The following is a 24,146-nucleotide window of genomic DNA, read 5'->3' on the forward strand; positions in this document are numbered from 1 at the left end:
TTAGCGGACAACAATAAAATAAAATAAAATAAAATGTAAACATCTCGTTAATTTTGAGAGATAAGGAGGGGATATTTAGCAAAAAAGCGGATGCCTTAGGTTTGGGCATCCGCTGTATGGTGGTTTATATGTATTTACTTATTTCACGAAGTCCACACTTCTGCGCAGGAAGCGGTCGAGCGCCTCGCCTTTGAGCAATCCGTTTTGTAGGAGAGCGAGGTCGATGAGGTGCGCTATGGCGGGTTTTGAGGCGGCATATTCCTTGAGTGCCTCTGTGCGCTTGGTGCGCTGTGCCTCGATGGCTTCATCGCATTCCTTATTCGTGTTCTTCTCCTCTTCGGTGAGGTCTTCGGGCTTTTTGTCCTTTTGCTCTTGCTCGATGACCTGTTTACGAGCATTCAGTCCCTTGAGTTCTGCCTCGATGGGGTTGAGTGTCTCGATGGGCAGTTCATCAACAATGCGTTTCACCGCCGGATGGTCGGCATTGAGTACGAAGGAATACATATCCGGCATTTCGCCATAGAATCCCATTCCAGCCTGTATGGCACTCATCTCCTTCATACGGCGCATGTATTCACTCTGAGTGAGAACGACGGGCATTGCTGCTTCGCCCATGGGTTCCACCATGACGTGGAATTCTTTTTTCTCCACAACGGGTATTGCAGCCTTGAAGGCATCAGCCAGTTGTGCAGACTCAGTGGCAGAGAACTTCACTTCCTGTCCGTCGGTCTTGGGTATGAGGCGCTCGATGGTGTCGCCATCTACACGACTGAAGCGCGACTTCTCGAATTTGCTCTCGAGCATGCTGACCAATGGGCTGTCGAGTTGTCCGTCGAGCAGGAGAACGCTGTAGCCCTTGTCCTTTGCGGCTTGTATGTAGGAGTATTGTTCTTCCTTGTCTGATGTGTAAAGATAGACGAGCGTACCGTCTTTGTCGGTCTGTTCTGCCTTGATGAGGTCCCTGTACTCATCGTAGGTGAAGTATTTGCCTTCAACATCCTTGAAGAGGGCAAACTTGGCAGCCTTGTCGTAGAAGTCGGGTTCGCTGAGCAGTCCGTAGTGGATAAAGAGTTTCAGCCCATCCCATTTTTCCTCGAAATCCTTGCGGTCGTCCTTGAAGATTTCGTTGAGACGGTCGCTCACCTTCTTCATTATATAGGTGGAGATTTTCTTCACGTTGGCATCGCTCTGCAGATAACTTCGACTCACGTTGAGGGGTATGTCGGGACTGTCGATGACACCATGTAGGAGTGTCAGGAAGTCGGGCACGATGTTTTCCACGTGGTCGGTTACGAACACCTGGTTGCAATAGAGTTGTATCCTGTCGCGGTGCACGTCGAGGTTGCTCTTGATTTGCGGGAAATAGAGCACACCGGTGAGATTGAACGGGAAATCCACGTTGAGGTGTATCCAGAAGAGCGGCTCGTCTGCCATGGGATAGAGTTCGCGATAGAACTTCTTGTAATCCTCGTCCTTAAGTGTCGAAGGCGCCTTGGTCCAGAGCGGTTCTGTGTCGTTCACCACATTTGGCTCGTCGGTTTCAACTTCCTTGCCTTCCTCCCACTTTGTCTTCTTTCCCACAGCGATGGGTACCGGCAGGAAGCGGCAGTATTTGCGCAGGAGTTCGAGAATCTTGTTTTTCTGTGCAAACTCCTTGCAGTCGTCAGCAAGGTGGAGCACGATCGATGTACCCCTGTCGGCCTTATCACATTCTTCCATTGTGAATTCGGGACTGCCGTCGCAGGTCCAGTGCACAGCCTTGGCACCTTCCTGATGGCTGAGGGAGAAGATTTCCACCTGACTTGCCACCATGAATGCGCTGTAGAAGCCAAGTCCGAAGTGGCCGATGATGGCATTGGCGTCGTCCTTGTATTTCTCGAGGAAGTCGTTGGCGCCGGAGAAGGCTATCTGGTTGATGTACTTGTCGAGTTCTTCCTGTGTCATGCCGATACCGCGGTCGGTAATGGTCAGTGTGCCAGCCGTTTCGTCCATGGCGATTTGAATGGTCAGGTCGCCCAGTTCGCCCTTGAATTCGCCTTTCGATGCGAGAGTCCTGAGTTTCTGTGTGGCATCCACTGCGTTCGAAACGAGTTCGCGGAGGAAGATTTCGTGGTCGCTGTAAAGAAATTTCTTGATTACCGGAAAGATGTTTTCGGTGGTTATTCCAATATTACCTTTCATGATTTTTATGTTTTTTGTTTCATTTTTTCGGTGATATTACTTTGCAATTTTTATGCCAAAGGTTTTTAGAGCAGCAAAGGACATGGAAAGTACTGCCATCATAACCAAAAGTGACTGGAAAAATGACATCGAAAGTGCAAAAGTCGTTGGAAAAATGACATTAAAAGTTGTATTAGCCGCTGATACTTAGACATTTCGACGCATCCTGTATTTCATGCCTTTATAAATTCGTTAATTTACATTTGAAACAATACTTTTACGCAGTTTAACATTTTTTTGTATTTTTGCACTCATATAGTGCTACAGGGTGCTTTATTAAAAGCAAGCAAGCTCTGACAACTTATTGATAATCAATATGCTTCATATTTTTCTGCAAATAGCAGACTTTTGGAACACATTCATCGGCAGTACCATTGAGATTGTCCTCAAGGGTATGCTTATCGGTATCCTTGCTTCGGCTCCGATGGGTCCCGTGGGTATTTTGATTATCAACCGCACGATGCAAAAGGGTCGCCGATACGGACTTGCCACAGGAGCGGGTGCCGCGTTGAGCGACTTTTTCTATGCGCTGATGACAGGTATGGGTATGTCGTTCATGCTATATTTCATTGAAGATGAAGACATACTTTTCATTCTGAAACTGGTGGGTAGCGGCATGCTGATGTTCTTCGGCATCTGGATGTTCCGCTCCGACCCGTCGAAGGGTTTCCGCCCTTCGCACAACAAAAAGAAGGGCACCCTGTTCCACAACTTCATCACGGGCTTCTTCCTGACACTGTCGAACCCACTGATTATCTTCCTTTTCACGGCAGTTTATGCCCTGCTGACGTTTGTCATACCGAACCACTGGTATGAAATGGCAGTGGGTTACCTGTCGATTATCGGTGGCGCCATGCTCTGGTGGTTAGGACTGACCTGGCTCGTGAATCGTCTGAAGGCAAACATTACGATACGGGGCATGAAGACGATGAACCATATCATCGGCGGCATCGTCATCACCGTTTCGGTAATCTATGCCATCATGACATTCCTCCACATGTCGATTTATTGAAAAACCTTTTAGCGAAACACGCTCCAATAGCATCAGATTGTGATTATAGCCAACAAACTTCGAACGACAAACCGTGCAGAGTACATTCTGTATATGTGGCAGGTGGAGGACATCGTGCGTGCCGCTCACTGCGACATCGACCGCCTGAAGGAAGGCTATCTCAACAGTTTTGAACTGGACACGGCAACACGGCAGGACACCGAGCAATGGTATGCCGACATCTGCGAGATGATGCGCTCGGAGGGTGTGATGGAGGCTGGGCACCTGCAGATTGTGAAGAATGCGGTGGCTTCGCTCGACGAATTGCACAACCGCCTGCTCGCTTCGGAAAAATTTCCGTACTACAGGAGCATGTACCACCGCGTGCTGCCACACATCGTGGAACTGCGCCGCAAAAAAGGTGCCGACAAGGACAGTTCGGAGATTGAGACGTGTCTGGAATGCCTCTACGGGGTGCTGCTGCTCAAACTGCAGAAACGCGAGATTTCGGAAGAGACAGCCGGTGCCGTGAAGGAAATTTCCACGATGCTCGGACAACTGTCCGACTATTACATAAAAGACAAAGAAAAACCAATAGAGTTTTAAGTATGAACATTCTCATTACGGGTTGCAACGGGCAGTTGGGCAACGAACTGCGCCTTATAGAAGACAGATTCGGCGAGGAGTACACGTTTTTCCACACCGACATAGAAGAACTCGACATCACCGACCGCGAGGCGGTGAATGCCTATATTCAGGACAATGCCATCGACCTCATCATCAACTGCGCTGCCTTTACAGCCGTTGACAGGGCGGAAGAAGCGCAGGAGTTGTGCGAGAAACTGAACAGCGCCGCACCGGGCTATCTCGCTGCCGCGGTGGAGGAACGCGGAGGCAACATCATCCACGTCTCGACCGACTACGTGTTCAGCGGCGAAGGGTGCGTGCCCTACCGCGAGGACTCCCCTACTGCCCCACAGAGCGTTTATGGTACGACAAAACTGGCAGGCGAGGAACGCGTCATACGCAGTTGCGCAGGAGCCGTCATTATACGAACGGCATGGCTCTATTCGCCCTTCGGCAACAACTTCGTAAAGACGATGATAAGGCTTGGCAAAGAACGCGAAGAACTGGGTGTGGTAGCCGACCAGATAGGTTCTCCTACCTACGCACACGACCTTGCGATGGCTATCTGCCAGATGGTGCGCCATGGTCTCGTACCGGGCGTTTACCACTTTACCGACGAAGGCACCACGTCATGGTACGACTTCACACGCGTCATACACCGCGAGGCAGGCATCAGAAACTGCCGCGTGCGTCCGCTCCACACAGAGGACTACCCCACCCCCGCCAAGCGACCGCACTACTCCGTGCTCGACAAGACAAAAATCAAAGACACCTACGGCATCGACATCCCATGGTGGGAAGACGCCCTGAAGGACTGCATCGAGCGGCTGAAGGATTAACGGCACTTTGCAATCGTTTGATAAATAAACATTTAGCGCATCGTAACTTTCTACGGTGCGCTAAATGTATGGATTTTGCTATAAAAACATCTTAACAATGATTACACGACAAAAATATCATTTTGCATTCAATTGCTGAAGAACACTATCGAGAGTTTCGCAGTTAATAATTGGCAGATTGCCGGCTGTGTGTTGCCGTGGAAGAAAGCGGCCTTTTGTTACCGCTGACAACATTTTCTCAACGAAAGGTTCTAAATTCATTACATCCACATGGATTGCACCATGCGTTAAGTTATAAAGTTCATCCGCTGCAGAACGGGAAATCTGCTTAATCCCCTCCATATCCAGCAAATAAGAGTCTTCCGGATTAAGCGAAGCGGCAAGTCGTTCTATCAACTGGCGCGTGTGAAGTTCCTCGCCATAGCGTTCCTGCATTTTTATAATATGTTTCATTCTCAACTTGTGTACTTATATATTCATAATATCCGCCTTCATCAGAGTACTCATCTTCAATCCATTTACCTTTTTTGTACCATTTATAAGTATCCTCATTATATTTAGCCTTATGCTCCGTCTCGCCCCAGGCATAATAATTGCCGTATGCTGTAGGTTTCGATGCGCCAACGTTGCAGCAAGCCCATTTTTTGCCGCTGGGCAGACCGAGGTCGATGGCGTGGGGGTGGTTGTTGTCGGGACAGGTTTTTATCGTCGTGACTGGACGAGGCGCTACGCGCTGGGTGGTGCGAACCGGTTTTCTGCCCTTGCTGTAACGGCCTCTTTGCGCTGAAACGGAAAGACCAAGTGCAAGCGCCATAAGAATGATCACAAATCTTTTCATGGTAGTTGTTTTTAGGTTCTATTATGTTATGTTTGGCAAATATAAAGGTTCGGGCGGTAAATTCAAAATTTTCAGCCTGCAAAATGACCTAAAAACATGGGGGCGGATTGGCGCAAGGAGGTTGACGCTTAGAATACAGAGTTGCAGAAAGTTGATAAGGTGCATTAGAACTAATGACCGATTCAGACTAAAAGACTGTATTTGACAATCAATAAAGAGGGCGTGTCAAAAAGAATTGAGTGCGCTGTCGCGCAGAAATCTTACAAATCTCATCAAATCTTACAAATTGATTATCAGACAATTATTTTATTTGTATAATTTGTAAAGATTTGCAGGATTTCTCGCCTTTAGGCGACTTCTTTAATTTTGACACACCCGCTTTTGTTGCCTGTGTAGAGTATATTTTACCACAAAGGTATTTTCCCTAAAGCACCGCCAAGTTCCAATGATGCTGTAGTAAAGCCTAAAGCCTTGAAAACACGTCTCATTGTTGGGATAGTGATGCTATATCCACGCTCTATCCGTGAGATTTGTGCCTTTTGTACCCCGACGCGCTCTCCGAGTTGTTCCTGTGTGAGATTCTGCTCTAACCGCGCCCTCTTGATAGCTTCACCTATGTGGTAGGCATGTACGGCATCTGCCACACGCCTTTCGTGTTCGTCGCGTTCTGGTGTACCTATTGCGCCAAAGTGTTTGTCAAGCGCTTCGTCCATGCTGTATAATTTGTATTTCCCTACCTGTTTCATTTCTATCTTCGTTTTTCGTTGAAATATTCTTTTCTTATTTTCTCTGCCTTAGTTATTTCTTTAGATGGTGTCTTCCGTGTCTTCTTAACGATGCCATGAGTAGCAACAATCAGAGTGTCCGCCTCCGTGTCCCAAAAAGCAAACAGCCTATATTGTTTGCCACTGTGTAATGTACGAAATTCCCAGATTTCTGTGCCAATCAGTTTTTTGAAAATCTTTACATTCCGTTCGCCTTGCTCTATTCTGTGAACATTTTCATAAATCTTATCTCCCACAGACTTCGGTTGCGCCTCAATAAACCTTAAGGCTTCCTCCATAAACACCACATTTAGCCTGTTCGCTGTCATGCCATTACTTTTATGCTACAAAGATAGTGTAAGTTTCTGAAATGCGAAACATTATTATAAAAAAATTAGGCATAAGACTATATTTATTGTTTACAGACAACAAATTTTCGTGTCCTGCAAAACGGGCAGAAATTCTTAAGAGCCCTTAACCCATGTAACGTCCAGAGTTAGTTCTCGCCCTCATACTCCGTTGAGAAATACACGTTGGCTCTGTCGTTGCTGGCATTATCTATGCCTTCACCATACAAGTCGTGCGCATGACTGTCAACACGGAATTTCATGGTTACCTTTTGGCCATTCCTCCTGCCTACGAAGCGCAGCACACCATCCCTGATGTATCCTTTCAGGACAATGCGGTTATTATAGGTCAGATTAGTATATACACAATTACGCAAACGGCCGTTTCGCTTCTCAAACTTCAGGCGGCAAGGGTGGGAAGAATAGTAGTCCGAGTTCCATGTGCCATAGTACTCATATTTCCCGTCTTCGAGGATATAATCGAGGCTTCCGTCGGAATCCAGGACAGGCTTAGGCTTCTCTACGACAGGCTTGCTTGCCTCATTTGCTTTTTTTATGGAATCTTCTGCTTGTTTGGTCTCAAGTTCTTTGACTTTTGCATCGAGGGCTTTGATGGTGCTGTCCTTATTCTCCTTTTCTTCTTCCACCTTCGTCGTGTCATTATCTGCCAATGCCACGGTTTCGGGCGAATTACCTTTCAGGTAGAGATAGGCACCTCCGGCGAGTAGCGTGAGCAGCAACACGATTCCCAGCACTGTGCCCAGAACCATCAAGGTCGTGTTCTTTTTCCTGGGAGTCTGTTCGAGCCCTGCGAATTTGTCAGACTGAGCATCTTCATTTACCGGATGCCCACACTTAGGACAGGCTGCCGCCTTGTCGGATACCATATTACCGCATCTTGAACATTTGAATAAAGCCATAATATAGTTAGGTTATGTTATAAAAAACAATGTTATCTGCCGTATGGCATAGCAAAGATAGGTAATTTCCTGACTACTTGCAAGTAAGTAAAACAAAAAAACAGACACTCAAGTAAACTTGGTGTCTGCCTTTATTTTCTTTACTTGCGGAGAGAGAGGACTGATTGTATCCATCCCTACGCTCCTGCGAGGCTCCTTGCAAGCCTCGCTAAAATGAATAAAACCCAAATGTCAAGATTTCTTGAACATTTGGGTTTCATTTATTTTCGCAAAATTGCGGAGAGAGGGGGATTCGAACCCCCGAACCAGTTTTGCCGGTTACACGCTTTCCAGGCGTGCCTCTTCAGCCACTCGAGCACCTCTCCTTAGGCTGAATTCGTGTTGTTTTTTCAAATTCGGGTGCAAAGATAATGTTTCGCACCCGAAAGAGCAAGTTTTATTTTGTTTTTTCTGCGCCGTTGCGCTTTTTGAGCATTTTCTTTACGATGAAATAGCCTGCTACGATGACGACGATGGCAAGTATGGCGTAGCCTATTTCGTGGCTGTATGTTTTGGCGAGCTCGCTGACCTGTTCGGGATCCTGATAGTCGGGGAAACTCTTGAATATAGCATAACCGATGACGGCGAGGATGGTGTTCCAAAAACCTGCGCCAAGTGTGGTATAGAGCAGGAATGGCCCCATCTTCATCTTTGCCAGTCCGGCAGGGATGGAGATGAGTTGTCGCACGGCGGGGACGAGGCGGCCGAAGAAAGTGCTCGACTTGCCATGCTGGCGGAAATATTCTTCTGCGTGCTTCACTTTTTCTTCGTTGATAAGGCACAGGTGGCCGAACTTGCTGTTGGCGAACTTATAAACCACGGGGCGACCCAGCCAGCGTGCGAGCCAGTAGTTGACAAGAGCACCGATGTCGGCACCGATGGTAGCGAAGACCACTACGAGGAAGATGTTCATCGTGGAAGATTCGCCCATAGCAAGCCATGCTGCCGGCGGCACAATGACTTCCGAGGGGAAGGGAATGAACGAACTCTCTATCGCCATGAAGAGGAGTACAACCCAATAGTTGAGGTGGCTCAGCACCCATAAGATTATTCCTGACATAGATATATTGCTTATTCTGTCGGTTTGTTATCTGAAAACTGTTCAGCGAAACGGTAAAATCTTCCGCAAAATCAAATCGGCGGCAAAGTTACGATTATTTTTTATGATTTCCCCTATAGTATTTCCAATCGCTTATTTTCGGACTAAATGTTTGCTTTGACTATTTTCTCTAAATTGCCTATCAAGATTCTGTTTCGGAGGATGTTTTAACTATTTTTTATCACATTTCTTAGGATGATTATTGAAAAATCATACCTATTTCTGGGGATGATTTCTTAAAAAACACACCTATTTCGGAGGATAACAGGCTGTTTTTTGACATATTTCGGAGGATAATTTCTTTTTGCTGTGACGAATTGCACCTGTCTTTGCACCTACAGCGCGCACTTGCCAGACACGAACATAAACGGCTCACCCCGTCAGTAGTTGAGAAAAACGAGGTAGTTGCCTTCGGCTTGTATTCCGAAGTGGTCGCTGAGGGCTTCGTTGAGTGTGCCTTGCCAGTATTTTTTGAAGTCGTAGATGGGCCATTTCAGCCCCGTGCTTTTCAGGTTTCTGGCATCGTGTGCGAAGATGGACACTTGCTGCCCTTTGTAGGATGCTATGACGGTTTTTCCTGAGTGTGGAATAAACTGCCCGTGGTCGGTCATCATGATTATTGTCGCCTGAAGTTTCTGATTCTCGAGGAGGTCGTAATAGTCCATCAGTAGTGCCACGTTGGCTATGGTGTGGTCTTCTCGCTTACCCGTAGCACCTACGATATAAAAATGGAGTTCCTGTTCGTTCCTGAATCGTTGTAATACAAAGTTGAACGTCTTGGTTAGGTCGTTTTCGTCCTGATCTTCTATCCTCACGAATTTGTCTGCCCATTCCTGCCGCAGCGCCGGACTGATGGAGTCGGCATCACCTACGATGACGTCGGGCACAATGCCATGTGCTTTACAGGCATTGGCAGCACCGTCGCAGCAGGCGATGTAATCTGCTTCGGCTATTGCACTGAGCGGTGCGGGGTGTGTAGGGAAATCTCCGTTTGCTATTATTGTAATTTTCACAATATTCGAGTCGTTTTCAGTGGCTCTTGCCGATTTTCTTTACCCAGTTGATATAGCCGAAAACTGACACGATGGCATAAAATGCAAAGAGAGCCGAAGAGAGGGGCTTATCCATAATAAAGAGCATGGTTGCAGCCAACACGTCCACTACAATCCAGAGCAACCAGTGCTCCACATATTTTTTTGCTATCATCCACATGCCTACGATATTACATGCCGCCGTTGCTGCATCCATCCACAGATTTCCGTTAGTCCCGAGTTGTTTGAGCACTTGCGCCAGAACGAATGTAAGCAATGCGATGGAAACGATAATGACCACTACAAGCGGCAGGTTGACATGCTTGAGCAGTCCTTCTTCCTTATCTTCCTTGCCGGCATTTCTCCGCCACACCCACAGTCCATAGATGGCTGCAAGGAAATAATAGACATAGACACCAGTCATGGCATAGTAGCCTTCGCCCAGATAGATGGCGAAATAGAAGCACGACATGACGAGCGACGCTATCCATAGGCGCACATCGACGTGGTACTGATACCAGATGTAGAACAGGCCGGCTATCGTGCCACAGACATCGAGCCAGTTTTCAGTGAGATATGTGGTGAGTTGTTCCATCATTGCTTTTATATTTTTAGAATTTGAACGAGATGTGCGCCAGGAAGTTGGTAGGCGCCTGTGCGGAATAGGTGGACCATGCCCAGAAGTCGTAGTTGCCGAAGGCACTGATAGCACCGTTGTTGTTTCTGAAGTACATGCCGCAACTGCCGTTCGACTCGTACTTTTCGTTGAACAGATTATAGACGGTTACGCCGGCTGTAATGCCTTTCAAGCCTTTGAGTTTGAAGGTATATGAAAGATAGAGGTCGGATGTGAAATAACTGTCAAGCATGGCGCTGATTCTGTTTCCGTCGATGTCGGTATAGGCGCGGAAGTTTGAATTGGTCATATACTGCTCCGAAACGTATTTCGTCATCAGCGCAGCAAAGAAGCCTTTGTACTGATATGACAGGATGTTGTTGAAGATGAAATTGGGTGAGAACGAGAGGTGTGTGGTTCCTACGTTGACATAACTTTCGTTCCAGTTTTCATCCACCACCTTGAGGTGCATGTTCTTTGCCCTGTTTTTGCTCCATGTGGCATTGGCTTGCCACACAAATCCATCGAACGGATACCACACCGCCTGTAGTTCGAGCCCTGTCCTATAGGAGTTCTTGATGTTTGCAGCCACCATTTCTCCGTTGGCATCCTGTGCGCCCGTGAGTACGAACTGGTTGTCATAGTCCATGTAATAGAAATTTGCAGCAAACAAGAAACGCTTTTTGGCGAACTGATACCCCACTTCGAGGTCGTTGAGGCGCTCTGCTTTGGGTTGTATGGGTTGTGAGGTGCTGACTTCGTTTTCAAAGTCGTTTCGTGTGGGCTCTTTGTGACTTATACCGTATGAGGCATACACGGTGTTGGCCGGATTGATTTTGTAGAGCATTCCGAACTTTGGATTGAAGAAGTCGTAGTTTTTCTTGATGTCGAATGGCACTTGCACCCCATTGCTGAACTCTTGCGACGAGCCTTTCATCTTCAGGTCCACATGTCGGTATTGCAGGTCGAGATAGGCATTGAGTCCTGTGATGATTTCGTAGTTGGCTTTGGCATACACGTTTCCGTCGGTCTTTCGTGCGTTGTTGTCGTAATACCTTTGGTTCGGGTTGAGATTGTTGATGCTATTGCGCACCCAAATGACATTTCCGAAGTGGTCGCCATCGTAGATGTTCCATGCGCCGCCTATGTTTGCAGAGAGTCTTTTCTTGTCGTTAAAGTTGAGTGATGCCACGATGCCGCTGAAGTCGTTTTCCATTTTCTTTTGGCGCACAAGGTCGCTCTTCTCGCCAGACTCTGTTTCGATATGGTATTTATAGAGTTTTTGGTCTGTTTTATATTGCTCGTAATAGCCATCGCCCTTGGTATAGTGCAGGGCTGCATTGAGGTTGAGCATCGGATTGAGTCTTTGCGTCCAGTGGAGTTGATAGTGTTGCTGGTGGTAGTTGTCTGTCTGGTTGTTGTAGAATGCTGTTTCTCCTTCGGTCGTTGTGTATTTTCCGCTGGGGTTGTAGGTCCTTCCATACTTTTCCATATCGGCTTTCGAAGTGTAATCCCATGCCATGTATGTCTTTTCCGTACCATTGAAGGTAATGAATTTTACGATGGTGTTATCGCCGACGTACCCACCTTGCAGGAAGTAGGAATTGAGATTTCCAGATGCCCTGTCGATATATCCGTCTGTGCCGATGTGTCCGAGTCTGCCGTCGAAAGCCCAATGCCCCCCGAGCAATCCCGACCCGAATGAAAATGTCTCCTTATGCGTTCCGAAACTTCCTCCGGATATGTCGAGTGTGGCGAAAGGCGTTGTAGACAGTGCGTTGGTCTGCATGTTGAGGGTAGCCCCGAAAGCGCCTGCCCCATTCGTTGATGTTCCCACACCGCGCTGCAACTGCACGTTCTGCACATTAGAGGCAAAATCGCCGATATTTACCCAATATAGCATACTGCTTTCCGCGTCGTTCATTGGTATGCCGTTGCTCGTCACGTTGATGCGTGTGGCATCAGTTCCTCTCACTCGCAGACCTGTATAACCTATTCCTGTACCTGTATCGCTCGTAGCCAGTGCACTTGGTGTGAAATTCAGCAAAAATGGCATGTCTAACCCGAAATTCATCTTCTGGATATGTGTTTTGCTGATGTTGGTGAATGCTACCGGGGTTTTGTTGTTGGCACGAATGTCAATGACTTGCGCCCTTTCGAGTTCGGAGATATTCGACGTGTCACGAACTGTCTGCGCACTCGCCATGACGGATGCGAGAAGGCATCCTGCAAGAAAAAGATGTTTCATTTTAACTTTAAATTAATTCACTACGCCGGAATTGTCCGGATCAGTTTCGAGGGGTATATTCTCAGCCAATGTTGGGCACCCCCATAATTCAAAGGCAAAAATAGCGTAAAGTTGGTAAACGAGAAAAGAAAAGTCCCGCTTTTTAGCGAGACTTAAATATGAAGTCAGATGGTATCTTGTTTTTGCTTTGTTCAGTTATCCTTTTTTTCAGGATTATCCTGTTCGTTCTTTTCATCACTCAAAGCCATCTTCTTGAACGTGGCCTTTTTGAACTTGTTGTCGGCAGCAATGACCATCAGGATTTTCCTTGCCGAGATGCCCTTGCTTTGCAGTTCGTCGTAGAGTTGGCGATTGAGTTTTGCTATACCATCGCGGCATTGCTTGATTTGCTCAAGTATTTTTTCGCAATCCTTGTCAGAAATGTCCGGCTCGCGCTCCACACGCCTTGTCATGCCTCGCATGTCGTGGCGAAGTTGGCGCTTTTCGCTCTTCACCTGAAAGAGAATGGGAAGAATCACTTCCTGCTCTTCGGGTGTGAGGCGTGCTTCCTTCACGATAAAATCCTTGTTGAGTTGTTCCATCTTGTCTGGATTAAACTCTTTGAGATTAAGTCCAGGTGGTGGCGGTGGCGGTAAAAGATGAGCATTATCGCATGCAGTCAGTGCTACTGCGCATACGATGATACTCATTGCCGATATTTTCATTAAAATTTTATTCATCCACATAATCTGATACACTCTGATCGTCCAACATCATATAGTTATAGATGGCGTCAAACTCCGACTGTTGGTTGTTGGTTTGTGCCACTACGGACTCATACTGCAGGCTATCCTTGTCCGGCACCTGCTTCTTTATGGCATGCGATGCCACAGCCACGATGGCAATGACGGCTGCCACGCCTATATATGGCTTCACCCTATTCCAAAAAGGGACGTTGACCACTTTCGTGGTCTGCACGTCGTCTTCCGGAATGCGAGCCATCACCTGCTTCGTAAATTCCTCGAAATAGTTTTCGGGAACCTTGAAGGGGTCCTTGGCAGGTCGGTTTATATCGAAAGTAGTGCTCATAGTCTTTCTTAAAATAACTGATTCTTTTTACTCTTGCACTGATAAGACTTGTAAAGGCATGAAAGGTTTAATCCGTTTCATTAAAATATGCCTCAATTTTTTTCACGGCTATGTGGTAGGATGCTTTGAGGGCTCCCACACTGGTGTCGAGAATTTCGCTCATCTCCTCATATTTCATCTCTTCAAAATATTTGAGGTTGAACACAGCGCGCTGCTTGTCGGGCAGTGTGGCAATGGCTCGTTGCAGTTTCAGTGCTGCTTCATCACCATCGAAATAGGTATCGCTTTCGAGTGTTCGCACCATGTCGGCATCTTCGAGCGAGATCTTCGCTTTCTGGCGTGCGAGGAAGGAGAGGCTTTCGTTTGTGGCTATGCGGTAGAGCCACGTGGAGATTTTCGCATCGCCCCGGAAAGAGTCGAGTGCTGTCCACGCTTTCATAAAGGTGTCCTGCATCACGTCGTTTGCATCGTCGTGATACTGCACCATCCGCCTGATCTGCCTGTATATTTGCGGTGAGTAGGTGCGAACCATTTCTTCAAATGCCTCGCGCCTCGTAGATTTGTCGATAAGTCTTTCGTTTAACGTCATCACCGCACTGTTGTCGTTTGTTTTTTCATAAAAAACGAGACGCTGTTTCACATCTCGCTCTTAATTCTAATGTGTCAAAACACATTCGCTATACCAAATTCACCTTGCGTACGAAGTCGCCGATTTTCACGATGTAGCAACCTCTTGGCACATTGAACGTAACCGTTTCGTCGCCTGCCGTGATTTTTACAGCCTTTATTCTTGCTCCCGTCACGCTGTATAATTCCAGCGTCTGCCCCTGTGCGTTCAGCACGCGGATAGAATTTCTGCTGACAGAAATTTCCACAGAAGCCGCAACACTCTCAACGTTGCTTTCAGCAGGCTCTGCTGGCGCTTCTGCAGCGGAAACGGAAACCGGCAAAGCAAGAAGAATCAGTGCGAATGATATTTTAAGTATAGTCTTTATCATACTAAGTATATTTTTTTACAACTGCAAAAATAATATCGTTTCTTGAATTCTGCAAATATTTTTCAGGAAATTTTCAGAAAAAAAAACAATAAAACTTCATTTTTTCAGTTGCAGGGCGGCTATATCACCACTTTTTATTCCTCAAGCCTCCACTGGTCATGCCACCTTAGAACGGGCATACCACTCTCCCACTCTATTGGCAGCCACACATAGCGTCCGTCGATGGGGTTACTGGGCATCCAGCGGTCTGCCATGAAGATAAATTTTCCATTAGGCAGTGGGAGTATGTATGTACTTTGCGAATTGAAGGTTTTGTCGGCGCCTTTTCCTCGGCACGGGTTATCATGGCGTGTCCAGGGGCCCATGATGTTGTCGGCAGTGAGCAGGCGTGCGGCATTGGGTGCCCAACCCGTGCAGCCAGAGGTAATCATAAAATATTTGCCGTCCTTCTTGAAGAGTGCGGGTGCTTCGTTATGCCCTGCGGGATCTATACGGATATATTTTCCTGTATAGTCGAGGTAGTCGTCGGTGAGTTCGGCTATCTGGATGGTAAGGTTGTCCTCCGACGAGTAGATGTGGTATGCCTTACCATCGTCATCCACGAAGAGTTGCATATCGCGCGACATTTGTCCACCTTCAAGGTCGCGTTGTACCATCATACCCTCTGCCACGTCTTGTCGCCACTCATCGCTCCATCCTTTGTGGTTCTTATCAAACTGCTTATTCTTGAATGTTTTATCAAGATTTTGCGGCCATTTACCAGGATTTACTCTGCCATTTTTGAGGAATGTGTAGGGTCCTTCTGGTTTGTCTGCCACTGCCACGCCAACATTAGCGCGGTTGTAGCCCTGCCCTTTGAGTTCGAGGTGGAAGAACATCACAAACTTACCTGTTTTCTTATTATAGATGACCTTCGGGCGTTCGAGGGTACATCCCCTCTCCACTGGGCTGCCCGGTTCATCGCTCACACTGAATGCCACGCCCAGATTCTTCCAGTTGTAGAGATCGGTCGAAGCATAACAAGTTACCCCCACGAGGGCTGCATTGGAATGTTCGCCTTTGTGTTCGCCAAACCAATAGTAGGTGCCTTCGTGTAGCAGAAGTCCGCCACCATGAGCATTGATGATTTGCCCGTCGGTGTCGAACCACAGTTTCCCTGGATAGAACCTGTCGTACTTCTCTGTGCCGAGCATTTGGGCATAGAGGCTATTGAAGGCGAATGTCAAGAGCACTGTGCATAGAAGGAGCGTTTTTTTCATGACTGTCATATACTTTCAAAATGTGTCAAAACGTGAAATATGGTTCGAGGCGGTGGAAGTCGTCGGGTGTGAAATAGGGGCTTATCCTGAGGTCGTTCCACGACTGCAGGGGGCCGTATTTGCGGATGTAATTCGTTATTTCCCTGACCTGTTCATACGTGAGGTACGGATGGTGCACCAGTTCTTTGAAGGACGCCTTGTTTACATTGATTTTTCTCACGTTAGAATGCTGTGCGGTGCTAAACCACTTTTCTATCCCTTCGGGCAGGTCGGCTATTTCTGATAGTTGCTGGGTGGAGACATATCCGCCGAGTTCGTCGCGGTATTTGCATATTTTTCTGGCATAGTAACTTCCTATGCCGGGTATGCGTTTGAGTTCTGCCGTATCGCAGGTGTTGAGGTCGAGCACAGTCTCGCCTTCCTGGTATTTCTTGGGATAGACGGGTCGGGCGGGTTGTGCATCCTCCTGTGCAAGAGCCGGTGTTCCGCCGCCTGTTGCCGCGTGCGAGGCGGCATAGTGGCTGGCGGGGCGGTCTGAATAGGTCTTTTTCCGATGCCTTTCGTCAATGACGATATAGGGTTTCAGCCTGTTGTAGTCGCCCTCGCTGAGTCCATAGAGGCGGGCGAAATCGTCGGGCGAATGCCAGATGCCACCTTTGCGGCGATACTTCATGGCATTGGACGCCATCCATGACGGCAGTCCTAAGCGCACAAACGTAGCCGAATCACAAGTGTTGGGGTTGAAAGGAAACGTCTCCACCACGCGCCGCTGCCTGCTGTCATAATGTTTCTTCGGTGCGCGGCGTGCATTCTGTTGGTAGAAAGCGTTGGTGTATTCTGCATAATTCTCTTCGCGCGCAATGGAGTCCTGCCGCACTATTTGCCGGAAAGCCTCGAGTTCCTTTGCTTCTTCGTCCGACGGCGGCGAAGTTGGTGCCGGCTTGTCTGCGCGATAGAGGAAGAAATAACACCCCAATGCCACCGCAGCCAAGACTACAGCCAAAATGGTAAAACCTCTCGCATCGGACTTCGACATTTCTGTTTATTTATTTGAATTGATCTTTCAGCACATCGGCATATTTTTCGAAAAAAGCCGTCAGTCCTTTCCGAGCCTCTGCAAGTTTTTCTTCCCACTGCTTCACGCTGTTTTGTCCGAGGATATCCGTTACATACTTCACACTGAGCAATGGTATATGTAGTTCGCGGCATGCCCAGGCCTGTGCGTAGCCTTCCATATCCACTATGTCGCCTTCTATTTCATCGCCTGTTGTAACGAAGTCATCACCGGTATTGACCACGAATCTGTCAAACCTTTCCTCACCACCAATAACAGATGGCAGTTTGTTTGTGCCGAAGGTGTCGGAGATTTGCCAATCCATGTGTAATGCTCCCAGTTTCTGGTAATTGCGGTCCACATAGTCCTGACTGACTATGATGTCGCCCACATTATGATTGAGGGTGCCTGCCGTGCCTATGTTGAGCACATAGTCAGGCTTATATTCGTAGAGTTTTTTCATGAGGTTACCCACTGCCGCAATTTTCCCAATATCGGTAAGGGCAGTATGCACTTCGGCATTCGGGATTTTCAACTCAATAATTTCTTCTTTTACGGCAAAAGTAGTGAGAATCGTCGTCATAAATATGTCATTTTATTATTGTTCTATATTGAGGTCGATGGCAAAGGTGGTGCCCTTCCCTATCTGACTGTCTTTCACGTAGATGGCACCCTTGTGGTATTCTTCCACGATGCGTTTGGCGAGCGAGAGCCCTAAGCCCCACCCTCGCTGCTTCGTGGTGAAACCCGGTTTGAACACGTTCTTAAAATTTTTCTTATTGATTCCCTTTCCTGTGTCTTGAACGAGGATGCGTATCTTTCTTTCCTTCCTGACGATGGAGATGTTGATTTCGCCTCGTCCGTCGGGCATGGCATCCATGGCATTCTTGCAGAGGTTTTCAAGCACCCACTGGAAGAGGGGCGCACTGAGGCGAACTTCGGGAACTTCTTCTTCGGGTGGCGTGAAGTTTACCCGCACGTGCTCCGGTGCGCGGCGGCGCATGTAGTCCACCGTGGCTTGCACGATGATGAGGAGGTCGCATAGTTTGAGTTCGGGTTTGCTGCCTATCTTCGAGAATCGCTCTGCGATGAGTTGCAGCCGCTTCACGTCGGTTTCCATCTCGGGCAGTAGCGTGTCGTCGGGGTATTGCTCTTGCAGGATTTGGTTCCATGCCATGAGCGAACTGATGGGCGTGCCGAGTTGATGCGCCGTTTCGCGCGAGAGTCCTACCCACACCCTGTTCTGTTCCGCACGCTTGAGCGACAACAGAGCGAAAATGGCTACAGCCATGAAAAGCCCCACCACGCCCAACTGCACGAAGGGATAACTCGACAAGCGTCCGAGCATCAACGACTCTCCGTAACAAACTGTGATATATTCGGGCGAGAGACCTTCCACACCTTGTTGTGTCAGATTCATTCTCAACGTGTTGCCCGATGACTGCATATTCCGGGCGATTTCCTTAATCTTTGCGATAGAGTCTTCCTGCGAGGAATTGCGTCCGACGTCCACGTTTCTGCAGTCCATCACGTTGCCTGAAGGGTCTATTACGATGACGGGTATGGTATGGTTGCTCTCAATCACACTGAATACCATACTGAGATCCGTTTTCTCATTCGCCTCCTGCAGGGTCTGCATGGCTTTCGCCCATATTTCCATTTTTCTATGCTCTTCCGCCTTGAGGTCGCGGATGAGATAGAACGATGCCACGAGCGACATGGCAGCAATGAGCACTGCTGCCACCACGAGGGCTATCTTCACATGTCGTGTGCGTTCTGTCCAGAGCATAGTGTTTAGTGTCTGAAATTTCAGTATTTAGAACCTTGATCTGAGGGCGTTCAATGGAGGCTTTCGTTGATTTTCTCGATATAGTTGAGCACATCTTCGCGCCCCATCCCCGTCTCGCTGCTCGTTACGAAATACGGCGGTAGTTCTTCCCAGTCCTCACGGAGGCGGTTGAGAAAACGCTCCACGTTGCCTTTGATTTGTGCACGCTTCACCTTATCCGCCTTGGTAAAGATAATGCCGAACGGCACACCCATCTCGCCCAGATTGGCTATGAATTCGAGGTCGATTCTTTGCGGTTCCAGCCTACTGTCTATCAGCACGAAAAGCGATGTTAGTTGTTCTCTCTGCGATATGTAGTAAGATATGATTTTGCTAAGTTTTTCCTGTTCTTTCTTGCTTCGCTTAGCATAGCCATAGCCCGGGAGGTCAACAAGGTACCAGTCGCCGTTGATGAGGAAATGGTTGATGAGGAGGGTCTTTCCTGGAGTAGAGGATGTCATGGCGAGTGCCTTACGCTCCACAAGGCAGTTGATGAGGCTGCTCTTCCCCACATTGCTACGCCCGATGAATGCATATTCGGGCATATCGTGAATGGGGCAAAGGTCTGCCCTTGAGTTACTGATGACGAATTCTGCCGACTTTATCTTCATTGAACATTCTTTTTGTAACGGCAAAAATACGCTTTTTCGCCGACTTTATTTTAATTTTGCTCCAAATTAGCATAAAAAAGTGATTGATACATACCCTTCAAGACTGTTGGAACGCGCTGTGGCTGAGGTGTCGAAACTACCCGGCATAGGGCGCAAGACTGCCCTGCGCCTCGTGCTCCACCTGCTGCGACAGGAAAAAAAAGACATACACGACCTGAGCGACAGCCTCATCAATCTGGCGGACAACGTGAAATACTGCACCGTGTGCCACAACCTTAGCGACACCGAGGTGTGCGACATCTGCAGCAACCCACGCCGCGACAATACAACCATCTGCGTGGTGGAGAACATCAGCAACGTGATGTCGGTTGAGAACACGGGGCAATACCGCGGACTCTACCATGTGCTGGGCGGTGTCATCTCACCTATCGACGGCATAGGTCCTGCCGACCTGGAAATCGACTCATTAGTGGCAAGGGTGGCTGAAGGCGGCATCAAAGAGGTAATTTTCGCCCTGAACCCTACGATGGACGGCGACACCACAAATTTCTACATCTCGCGCAAACTGAAGGAATACGACGTGCTACTCACTACATTGGCGCGTGGCATCAGTGTGGGCGATGAACTGGAATATACTGACGAAGTAACGCTCGGACGCGCACTCTCCAACCGCATACGACTGGAATAGCCACTGGCTGTGCGCACCACAAAATAAAAACGAAAATGGCAAAAAAACAACAAATCACCTTCTGCCTGATTATCTTCATCGGCATCATATATTATATACTGACGCATTGCGAAGTGCTGCCGGAAGCATTCCTGTCGAATGGTATAAGGACACAATACTTCCTCGACCTGGCGAGCATCGCGCTGGGCATTGGCGGCACATTCCTTGCCGCATCGCTCTACCACTTCAAGGGAGTGAGGACAGACATCGCCAAAAACGGCGAGACTGCGTATTACAAATGGGGCTGGATGAGGCTCGCTCTGACCGCCGCAGCCGTGCTCGGTACGCTGTTCATCTATCTGGCATCAACACACAGCGACACCGCACAGTACTCCTTCCTCATAGCACTCATCGGCGCACTGTTCTGCTGGCCATATACCTATAAAAATGACACGGACGACAAATAAAACGCATCATCATCCGTTATAAGAAGAAAAGAGAGTACGCTCAGATGAAACTAAGCATCATCATCGTCAATTATAATGTGGCATACTTCGCAGAACAATGCATCCGTTCTGTGCTGGCTGCCATCCGAAACATCGACGCTGAGGTGTTCGTGGTGGACAACAATTCGAAGGACGGCTCAACAGAATATCTCGAGCGACAGTTCCCACCAACGGAGCACCCTATGCTCCACATCATTGCCCACACTCGCAATGTAGGTTTCGGGCGCGCCAACAACAATGCCGCCTCACACGCCACGGGCGACTACCTACTCTTCCTCAATCCCGACACACTGATTGCAGAGGACACCCTCGAAGAAGCACTCGCCTTTGCCGACGACCACCCGGACATGGGGGCGCTCGGTGTGCGTATGCTCGTGGACGACGGACGATTTGCACCCGAATCGAAACGCGGACTGCCCACTCCATGGTGCGCTTTCTGCAAAATGAGCGGACTGGCTACGCTCTTTCCCAAGTCGAAAATCTTCGGACAATACTACATGGGCTACCTGCCCGATACCGAACCGCAAAAGATAGAAGTGGTGTCGGGAGCATTCATGATGGTGAGGAACGACAGAAGAGAAGAATGGTTCGACAAGGATTTCTTCATGTACGGCGAGGACATTGACCTTTCCTACCGCCTGATGAAGGACGATGGCAAACAGAACTACTACCTGCCCACACGCATCATACACTACAAGGGTGAAAGCACGAACAAATCGACACTGAGGTATGCACACGTGTTCTACGAGGCGATGCTCATCTTCCTGCGCAAGCATTTCCCCGTCTATGCACTCCTTTTCTATATACCCATACAGTTCGCCATACTGCTTAAAGCCCTCCTCTCCTCGCTCAAAAGTCTCTGGGCGAACATACGCAACTATCTGCACCCCTCACTCATGACGGACAACGACCGATTTATCTACATTGGCAACCATGCAGACAACGTGAAGAAAATTGCTGAAATAGACGGCATCGACGTGGACCGCCACGAGGCAGACGAAACAACAATGCCTGAAGGACATCTTGCTCTCGACTACGAGAAATACACATACGTGATTTACGACCTCGGGGCTTTCAGTCGGAAGAAAGTGCTCGAACTCATGGAAAAAACGGCAGGCAAAATAAAACTCGCCACCTACGACCCACGAAACGAAAAAATCATCTATCACTGGCACAACCGCCGCGGATAAGGCACAAAAGACAAACAACTACGCTAATATGGACATCACCCTGCGAGAACTTGAACCCGAAGACCTCGACTTTCTCTACCGCATGGAGAACGACGAGTCGCTCTGGCTATTCGGCACGTGCAACCACCCCACATCGCGCTACGCCTTGAGGCAATATCTGGCAGGACAGCCTTCCGACATCTTTTCGTCAGGACAGATGCGCCTTATGGTCGTTATCAACGAGGGCGAAAAAGAAGAACCCGTAGGCCTCGTTGACCTCACCTCGCACTCCCCCACCGACTGCCGGGCTGAAGTGGGCATCGCCATTCTTGCAAAACACCGCGGCAAGGGCTACGGACTGCAAACACTCATAAAACTGGAAGAGTTCGCCACGTCGCAACTCAGAATACACCTGCTCTATGCCTACGTATCAGTAAAACACAATCCCGTCAGCCGAAAACTTTTCGAGCGGGCGGGATATAACGTCTCTGCCATTGTGCCGGACTGGCATTTTTGCAATGGCACGTACGAAGATGCCGTGCTCTACACCAAAGTTTTTAAAGACTGAAAAAGGACATTCCGGAGAAGCCCGGAATATCCCTGAAATGCTTGGAAAGGCCTGTTTAAGTTCAGTCTTTCCTGTTTTTTTTACCTTCTATTTCTACCGCTTCCACTACGATACTTCTTGGGAGCGTTGGTAGCATAGCGGCCATAGCCGGCGAGGTCGATCATCCACCAGCCGTCCTTGAGGATGGGTTCTCCTACTACATAATTTCTGCCCGGTCCTCTGCTAAAATTGTTAGGGGTCTTGTCAAGACCGTTGTAGAAACGCATGGCATCGTAACGATCCTTGAAATAGATGAAAGCCGCAAAAGGACTGTAACTCTTCACTTTGAGGTAAACGGCACGGTCGGACTGGGAGTGGAAGTTCTTGCCTTTCACACGTACGTCGATGCCGTAATGGTATTCGTTACCGTTGCGCACCCCCATGTAGATGAGACCGGAGCGATTGATGGTGCTTTGAGAGGCCTGACCTCTTTCTGCCACAATTTGTTGCACAGCACTGGGGCTGATACGTTGTGCTGATGCTGCGCTGAAGGATAGCAGGGCTACCATCAGAGCGAGAAAGATTCTTTTCATGATTTTATCAGTTTTTAGGGTTTTTATTTTCTTTTAGAGCGCAGATGCCTCTGAAGGGTTTAAAGGCGGAACCTTAACGCTTAGTTTTATCTGTGGCGCTTCAGGTCAAGACCATCACGGCGCACATTGTTCATCTGCACTTCTATCTGCTGCACCCGCCGACTGACGTATCGGCTCGGGTTCTTCGAGGAGAACTTCAGCGGGTTGGGCAATGTGGCTGCGATGAGTGCCGACTGACGTTTCGTGAGTTTCGCCGCTGTGGTATTGAAATGGGACTTTGCCACTGCTTCCGCACCATATATGCCGTTGCCCATCTCTATGGAGTTGAGATACACCTCCATGATGCGTTCTTTTGACCAGAAGAGTTCGATGAGGAACGTGAAATACGCCTCAAAGCCTTTTCTGAGCCACGACGACTGCGGCCAGAGGAACACATTCTTTGCCGTTTGCTGCGAGATGGTACTTCCCCCGCGCTTGCGCCTGCCTTCGGCATATTCCTTTGCTGCCTGTTCGATGGCAGTGATGTCGAAACCACTATGGCGCGTAAAATTCTGGTCCTCCGACGCAATGACCGCTGTAACGAGGTTGGGAGAAATCTCCTCCATTGGCACCCAGTCGTGCTCCATCACCACAGGCTTGCCCGCCATCTTCTGCTCTGCACTGCGGATAAGCATCAGCGGCGTGAGCGGCACCGGTACGAACCGATACACCAACACCATGCCTATACTGCTCGTAAAGAACAGAATAGCCACCCATTTCAGGGTTTTGACCATTATTTTCGATGCGGTGATGCTTGCCATGTGGTCAGTGTGATGCTTTGCGGCACTGTCTGCCTACGTTATTACCGCCGCGTCCGTTCGCCTGCGCGCTGTTCGGAATCAGAAGGGCAGGTCGTCCGAATCTTCCTCCATTGGGGCTTCCGTCGGTGCCGGAATGGGTTCGGGTTGAGGAGCAGGAGCGGCTGCCTGTGCCTGTTGAGCCGGTTGCTGACCTTCCCTCTGCACACGCCATGCGCGGATGTCGGTGTACCAGCGGCCATTATACTCGCGGGCGTCGATATCGAACGAAACGGTGAGTATTTCACCCACTTTGATGTTCATCTCACGCAGTCTGTCTTCGCCAAAAACGTTGAAAAACAATTTGCGAGGATACTGCTCCAGAGTTTCAAGAACGAACTCTTGCATTTTCCATGGGTTTCCTGTTTTCTGTGATGTGCCACTTTTTGGTTCAAGGGCATGAATAATTTTTCCTGTCAGTTCCATTTATT

General features: G+C 48.5%; 29 protein-coding genes, 1 tRNA gene and 1 riboswitch. Of the genes, 7 read left to right on the forward strand and 23 right to left on the reverse strand.

Going from position 1 to position 24,146, the window contains the following annotated elements; translation table 11 throughout:
• Positions 1-138: 138 nt before the first annotated feature.
• Positions 139-2,184 (reverse strand): molecular chaperone HtpG, encoded by a 2,046-nt coding sequence (htpG, locus tag C7Y71_RS03180; protein ID WP_111898601.1) that lies wholly within the window; start codon positions 2,182-2,184, stop codon positions 139-141.
• 352 nt (positions 2,185-2,536) lie between these two features.
• Here htpG and C7Y71_RS03185 point away from each other — a divergent pair, with 352 nt between their 5' ends.
• The 3 genes from C7Y71_RS03185 to rfbD are packed head-to-tail and all read left to right on the forward strand — an operon-like array spanning position 2,537 to position 4,677.
• Entirely contained in the window at positions 2,537-3,232 is a 696-nt protein-coding gene (locus C7Y71_RS03185) for a LysE family translocator (RefSeq protein ID WP_111898600.1), read from the forward strand.
• Between the two features lie 39 nt (positions 3,233-3,271).
• On the forward strand, positions 3,272-3,817 hold the full coding sequence (locus tag C7Y71_RS03190; RefSeq protein WP_111898599.1) for a DUF4924 family protein: 546 nt from the start codon (positions 3,272-3,274) through the stop codon (positions 3,815-3,817).
• 2 nt (positions 3,818-3,819) lie between these two features.
• Positions 3,820-4,677, forward strand: a complete 858-nt coding sequence (gene rfbD, locus C7Y71_RS03195; protein ID WP_111898598.1) for a dTDP-4-dehydrorhamnose reductase — start codon at positions 3,820-3,822, stop codon at positions 4,675-4,677.
• 117 nt (positions 4,678-4,794) lie between these two features.
• On the opposite strand, the gene C7Y71_RS03200 is transcribed toward rfbD, so the two are convergent.
• The 19 genes from C7Y71_RS03200 to yihA form a co-directional block, all read right to left on the reverse strand.
• On the reverse strand, positions 4,795-5,073 hold the full coding sequence (locus C7Y71_RS03200) for a hypothetical protein (protein WP_146739435.1): 279 nt from the start codon (positions 5,071-5,073) through the stop codon (positions 4,795-4,797).
• The gene (locus C7Y71_RS03205) at positions 5,045-5,515 is read right to left on the reverse strand and encodes a hypothetical protein (RefSeq protein ID WP_111898596.1); all 471 of its coding nucleotides are present in this window, start codon (positions 5,513-5,515) and stop codon (positions 5,045-5,047) included. Before C7Y71_RS03205 ends, C7Y71_RS03200 begins: the two co-directional genes overlap by 29 nt.
• 404 nt (positions 5,516-5,919) lie before the next feature.
• Positions 5,920-6,261: a helix-turn-helix transcriptional regulator gene (locus C7Y71_RS03210; protein WP_111898595.1), complete on the reverse strand. Its 342-nt coding sequence runs from the start codon at positions 6,259-6,261 to the stop codon at positions 5,920-5,922.
• A 2-nt stretch (positions 6,262-6,263) separates the two neighbouring features.
• A complete protein-coding gene (locus C7Y71_RS03215; protein ID WP_111898594.1) occupies positions 6,264-6,608 on the reverse strand; it encodes a type II toxin-antitoxin system RelE/ParE family toxin in 345 nt (114 codons plus the stop codon).
• 167 nt (positions 6,609-6,775) lie between these two features.
• Positions 6,776-7,546, reverse strand: a complete 771-nt coding sequence (locus C7Y71_RS03220) for a zinc ribbon domain-containing protein (RefSeq protein WP_111898593.1) — start codon at positions 7,544-7,546, stop codon at positions 6,776-6,778.
• A gap of 277 nt (positions 7,547-7,823) precedes the next feature.
• A tRNA-Ser gene (locus tag C7Y71_RS03225) sits at positions 7,824-7,911 on the reverse strand.
• Positions 7,912-7,982: 71 nt separating this feature from the next.
• Positions 7,983-8,645 (reverse strand): DedA family protein, encoded by a 663-nt coding sequence (locus C7Y71_RS03230; RefSeq protein ID WP_111898592.1) that lies wholly within the window; start codon positions 8,643-8,645, stop codon positions 7,983-7,985.
• 419 nt (positions 8,646-9,064) lie between these two features.
• The gene (locus C7Y71_RS03235; protein WP_226943543.1) at positions 9,065-9,697 is read right to left on the reverse strand and encodes a thiamine diphosphokinase; all 633 of its coding nucleotides are present in this window, start codon (positions 9,695-9,697) and stop codon (positions 9,065-9,067) included.
• A gap of 16 nt (positions 9,698-9,713) precedes the next feature.
• On the reverse strand, positions 9,714-10,313 hold the full coding sequence (gene pnuC / locus C7Y71_RS03240; protein ID WP_111898590.1) for a nicotinamide riboside transporter PnuC: 600 nt from the start codon (positions 10,311-10,313) through the stop codon (positions 9,714-9,716).
• 13 nt (positions 10,314-10,326) lie between these two features.
• Positions 10,327-12,579 (reverse strand): TonB-dependent receptor, encoded by a 2,253-nt coding sequence (locus tag C7Y71_RS03245; RefSeq protein WP_111898589.1) that lies wholly within the window; start codon positions 12,577-12,579, stop codon positions 10,327-10,329.
• Positions 12,579-12,672, reverse strand: a riboswitch (TPP riboswitch). Its footprint overlaps the gene before it by 1 nt.
• Positions 12,673-12,770: 98 nt before the next feature.
• Positions 12,771-13,298, reverse strand: a complete 528-nt coding sequence (locus C7Y71_RS03250; RefSeq protein WP_151908881.1) for a hypothetical protein — start codon at positions 13,296-13,298, stop codon at positions 12,771-12,773.
• Positions 13,291-13,647 carry a hypothetical protein gene (locus C7Y71_RS03255; protein ID WP_111898587.1) on the reverse strand — a complete coding sequence of 119 codons (357 nt, stop codon included), beginning with the start codon at positions 13,645-13,647 and terminating at the stop codon, positions 13,291-13,293. The genes C7Y71_RS03250 and C7Y71_RS03255 overlap by 8 nt, the downstream gene beginning before the upstream one ends.
• A gap of 67 nt (positions 13,648-13,714) precedes the next feature.
• Positions 13,715-14,236, reverse strand: coding sequence for an RNA polymerase sigma factor (locus C7Y71_RS03260; protein WP_111898665.1), 522 nt, complete (start codon positions 14,234-14,236; stop codon positions 13,715-13,717).
• Between the two features lie 88 nt (positions 14,237-14,324).
• Positions 14,325-14,645, reverse strand: coding sequence for a T9SS type A sorting domain-containing protein (locus tag C7Y71_RS03265; protein WP_111898586.1), 321 nt, complete (start codon positions 14,643-14,645; stop codon positions 14,325-14,327).
• A gap of 134 nt (positions 14,646-14,779) precedes the next feature.
• Positions 14,780-15,904 carry a glycoside hydrolase family 43 protein gene (locus tag C7Y71_RS03270; RefSeq protein ID WP_394366614.1) on the reverse strand — a complete coding sequence of 375 codons (1,125 nt, stop codon included), beginning with the start codon at positions 15,902-15,904 and terminating at the stop codon, positions 14,780-14,782.
• 25 nt (positions 15,905-15,929) lie between these two features.
• Positions 15,930-16,940, reverse strand: coding sequence for a ComEA family DNA-binding protein (locus C7Y71_RS03275; protein ID WP_111898584.1), 1,011 nt, complete (start codon positions 16,938-16,940; stop codon positions 15,930-15,932).
• Positions 16,941-16,950: 10 nt separating this feature from the next.
• Entirely contained in the window at positions 16,951-17,541 is a 591-nt protein-coding gene (locus tag C7Y71_RS03280; protein WP_111898583.1) for a 5'-methylthioadenosine/S-adenosylhomocysteine nucleosidase family protein, read from the reverse strand.
• A 15-nt stretch (positions 17,542-17,556) separates the two neighbouring features.
• Positions 17,557-18,747, reverse strand: coding sequence for a sensor histidine kinase (locus C7Y71_RS03285; protein WP_111898582.1), 1,191 nt, complete (start codon positions 18,745-18,747; stop codon positions 17,557-17,559).
• A 50-nt stretch (positions 18,748-18,797) separates the two neighbouring features.
• Positions 18,798-19,397, reverse strand: coding sequence for a ribosome biogenesis GTP-binding protein YihA/YsxC (gene yihA, locus C7Y71_RS03290; protein ID WP_111898581.1), 600 nt, complete (start codon positions 19,395-19,397; stop codon positions 18,798-18,800).
• 79 nt (positions 19,398-19,476) lie between these two features.
• Here yihA and recR point away from each other — a divergent pair, with 79 nt between their 5' ends.
• Genes recR through C7Y71_RS03310 form a run of 4 tightly spaced genes read left to right on the forward strand, consistent with a single transcriptional unit; the run spans position 19,477 to position 22,307 of the window.
• Positions 19,477-20,085 (forward strand): recombination mediator RecR, encoded by a 609-nt coding sequence (gene recR, locus C7Y71_RS03295; protein ID WP_193215953.1) that lies wholly within the window; start codon positions 19,477-19,479, stop codon positions 20,083-20,085.
• 35 nt (positions 20,086-20,120) lie between these two features.
• Entirely contained in the window at positions 20,121-20,531 is a 411-nt protein-coding gene (locus C7Y71_RS03300) for a hypothetical protein (RefSeq protein ID WP_111898580.1), read from the forward strand.
• Positions 20,532-20,575: 44 nt separating this feature from the next.
• Entirely contained in the window at positions 20,576-21,760 is a 1,185-nt protein-coding gene (locus C7Y71_RS03305; RefSeq protein WP_111898579.1) for a glycosyltransferase family 2 protein, read from the forward strand.
• Positions 21,761-21,788: 28 nt separating this feature from the next.
• Complete coding sequence (locus C7Y71_RS03310) at positions 21,789-22,307, forward strand: GNAT family N-acetyltransferase (RefSeq protein WP_111898578.1); 519 nt, start codon at positions 21,789-21,791, stop codon at positions 22,305-22,307.
• Between the two features lie 80 nt (positions 22,308-22,387).
• Here C7Y71_RS03310 and C7Y71_RS03315 read toward each other — a convergent pair whose 3' ends face one another.
• The 3 genes from C7Y71_RS03315 to C7Y71_RS03325 all read right to left on the reverse strand — a co-directional run bounded on the left by C7Y71_RS03315 (position 22,388) and on the right by C7Y71_RS03325 (position 24,141).
• Positions 22,388-22,879, reverse strand: a complete 492-nt coding sequence (locus C7Y71_RS03315; protein WP_146739433.1) for a hypothetical protein — start codon at positions 22,877-22,879, stop codon at positions 22,388-22,390.
• 86 nt (positions 22,880-22,965) lie between these two features.
• A complete protein-coding gene (gene mtgA / locus C7Y71_RS03320; RefSeq protein ID WP_111898576.1) occupies positions 22,966-23,679 on the reverse strand; it encodes a monofunctional biosynthetic peptidoglycan transglycosylase in 714 nt (237 codons plus the stop codon).
• A gap of 78 nt (positions 23,680-23,757) precedes the next feature.
• Positions 23,758-24,141, reverse strand: coding sequence for a DUF3127 domain-containing protein (locus tag C7Y71_RS03325; RefSeq protein ID WP_111898575.1), 384 nt, complete (start codon positions 24,139-24,141; stop codon positions 23,758-23,760).
• Positions 24,142-24,146: the final 5 nt, after the last annotated feature.

The organism is Pseudoprevotella muciniphila, from assembly GCF_003265305.2.
Taxonomy (GTDB): domain Bacteria; phylum Bacteroidota; class Bacteroidia; order Bacteroidales; family Bacteroidaceae; genus Alloprevotella; species Alloprevotella muciniphila.

Coding starts and splice junctions, on each gene's coding strand:
- C7Y71_RS03185 (WP_111898600.1), top strand. CDS start 2,537: ATGCTTCATATTTTTCTGCAAATAGCAGACTTTTGGAACACATTCATC.
- rfbD (WP_111898598.1), top strand. CDS start 3,820: ATGAACATTCTCATTACGGGTTGCAACGGGCAGTTGGGCAACGAACTG.
- C7Y71_RS03205 (WP_111898596.1), bottom strand. CDS start 5,515: ATGAAAAGATTTGTGATCATTCTTATGGCGCTTGCACTTGGTCTTTCC.
- C7Y71_RS03210 (WP_111898595.1), bottom strand. CDS start 6,261: ATGAAACAGGTAGGGAAATACAAATTATACAGCATGGACGAAGCGCTT.
- C7Y71_RS03215 (WP_111898594.1), bottom strand. CDS start 6,608: ATGACAGCGAACAGGCTAAATGTGGTGTTTATGGAGGAAGCCTTAAGG.
- C7Y71_RS03220 (WP_111898593.1), bottom strand. CDS start 7,546: ATGGCTTTATTCAAATGTTCAAGATGCGGTAATATGGTATCCGACAAG.
- C7Y71_RS03230 (WP_111898592.1), bottom strand. CDS start 8,645: ATGTCAGGAATAATCTTATGGGTGCTGAGCCACCTCAACTATTGGGTT.
- pnuC (WP_111898590.1), bottom strand. CDS start 10,313: ATGATGGAACAACTCACCACATATCTCACTGAAAACTGGCTCGATGTC.
- C7Y71_RS03245 (WP_111898589.1), bottom strand. CDS start 12,579: ATGAAACATCTTTTTCTTGCAGGATGCCTTCTCGCATCCGTCATGGCG.
- C7Y71_RS03250 (WP_151908881.1), bottom strand. CDS start 13,298: ATGAATAAAATTTTAATGAAAATATCGGCAATGAGTATCATCGTATGC.
- C7Y71_RS03255 (WP_111898587.1), bottom strand. CDS start 13,647: ATGAGCACTACTTTCGATATAAACCGACCTGCCAAGGACCCCTTCAAG.
- C7Y71_RS03260 (WP_111898665.1), bottom strand. CDS start 14,236: ATGACGTTAAACGAAAGACTTATCGACAAATCTACGAGGCGCGAGGCA.
- C7Y71_RS03265 (WP_111898586.1), bottom strand. CDS start 14,645: ATGATAAAGACTATACTTAAAATATCATTCGCACTGATTCTTCTTGCT.
- C7Y71_RS03270 (WP_394366614.1), bottom strand. CDS start 15,904: ATGAAAAAAACGCTCCTTCTATGCACAGTGCTCTTGACATTCGCCTTC.
- C7Y71_RS03275 (WP_111898584.1), bottom strand. CDS start 16,940: ATGTCGAAGTCCGATGCGAGAGGTTTTACCATTTTGGCTGTAGTCTTG.
- C7Y71_RS03280 (WP_111898583.1), bottom strand. CDS start 17,541: ATGACGACGATTCTCACTACTTTTGCCGTAAAAGAAGAAATTATTGAG.
- C7Y71_RS03285 (WP_111898582.1), bottom strand. CDS start 18,747: ATGCTCTGGACAGAACGCACACGACATGTGAAGATAGCCCTCGTGGTG.
- yihA (WP_111898581.1), bottom strand. CDS start 19,397: ATGAAGATAAAGTCGGCAGAATTCGTCATCAGTAACTCAAGGGCAGAC.
- C7Y71_RS03300 (WP_111898580.1), top strand. CDS start 20,121: ATGGCAAAAAAACAACAAATCACCTTCTGCCTGATTATCTTCATCGGC.
- C7Y71_RS03305 (WP_111898579.1), top strand. CDS start 20,576: ATGAAACTAAGCATCATCATCGTCAATTATAATGTGGCATACTTCGCA.
- C7Y71_RS03310 (WP_111898578.1), top strand. CDS start 21,789: ATGGACATCACCCTGCGAGAACTTGAACCCGAAGACCTCGACTTTCTC.
- C7Y71_RS03315 (WP_146739433.1), bottom strand. CDS start 22,879: ATGAAAAGAATCTTTCTCGCTCTGATGGTAGCCCTGCTATCCTTCAGC.
- mtgA (WP_111898576.1), bottom strand. CDS start 23,679: ATGGCAAGCATCACCGCATCGAAAATAATGGTCAAAACCCTGAAATGG.
- C7Y71_RS03325 (WP_111898575.1), bottom strand. CDS start 24,141: ATGGAACTGACAGGAAAAATTATTCATGCCCTTGAACCAAAAAGTGGC.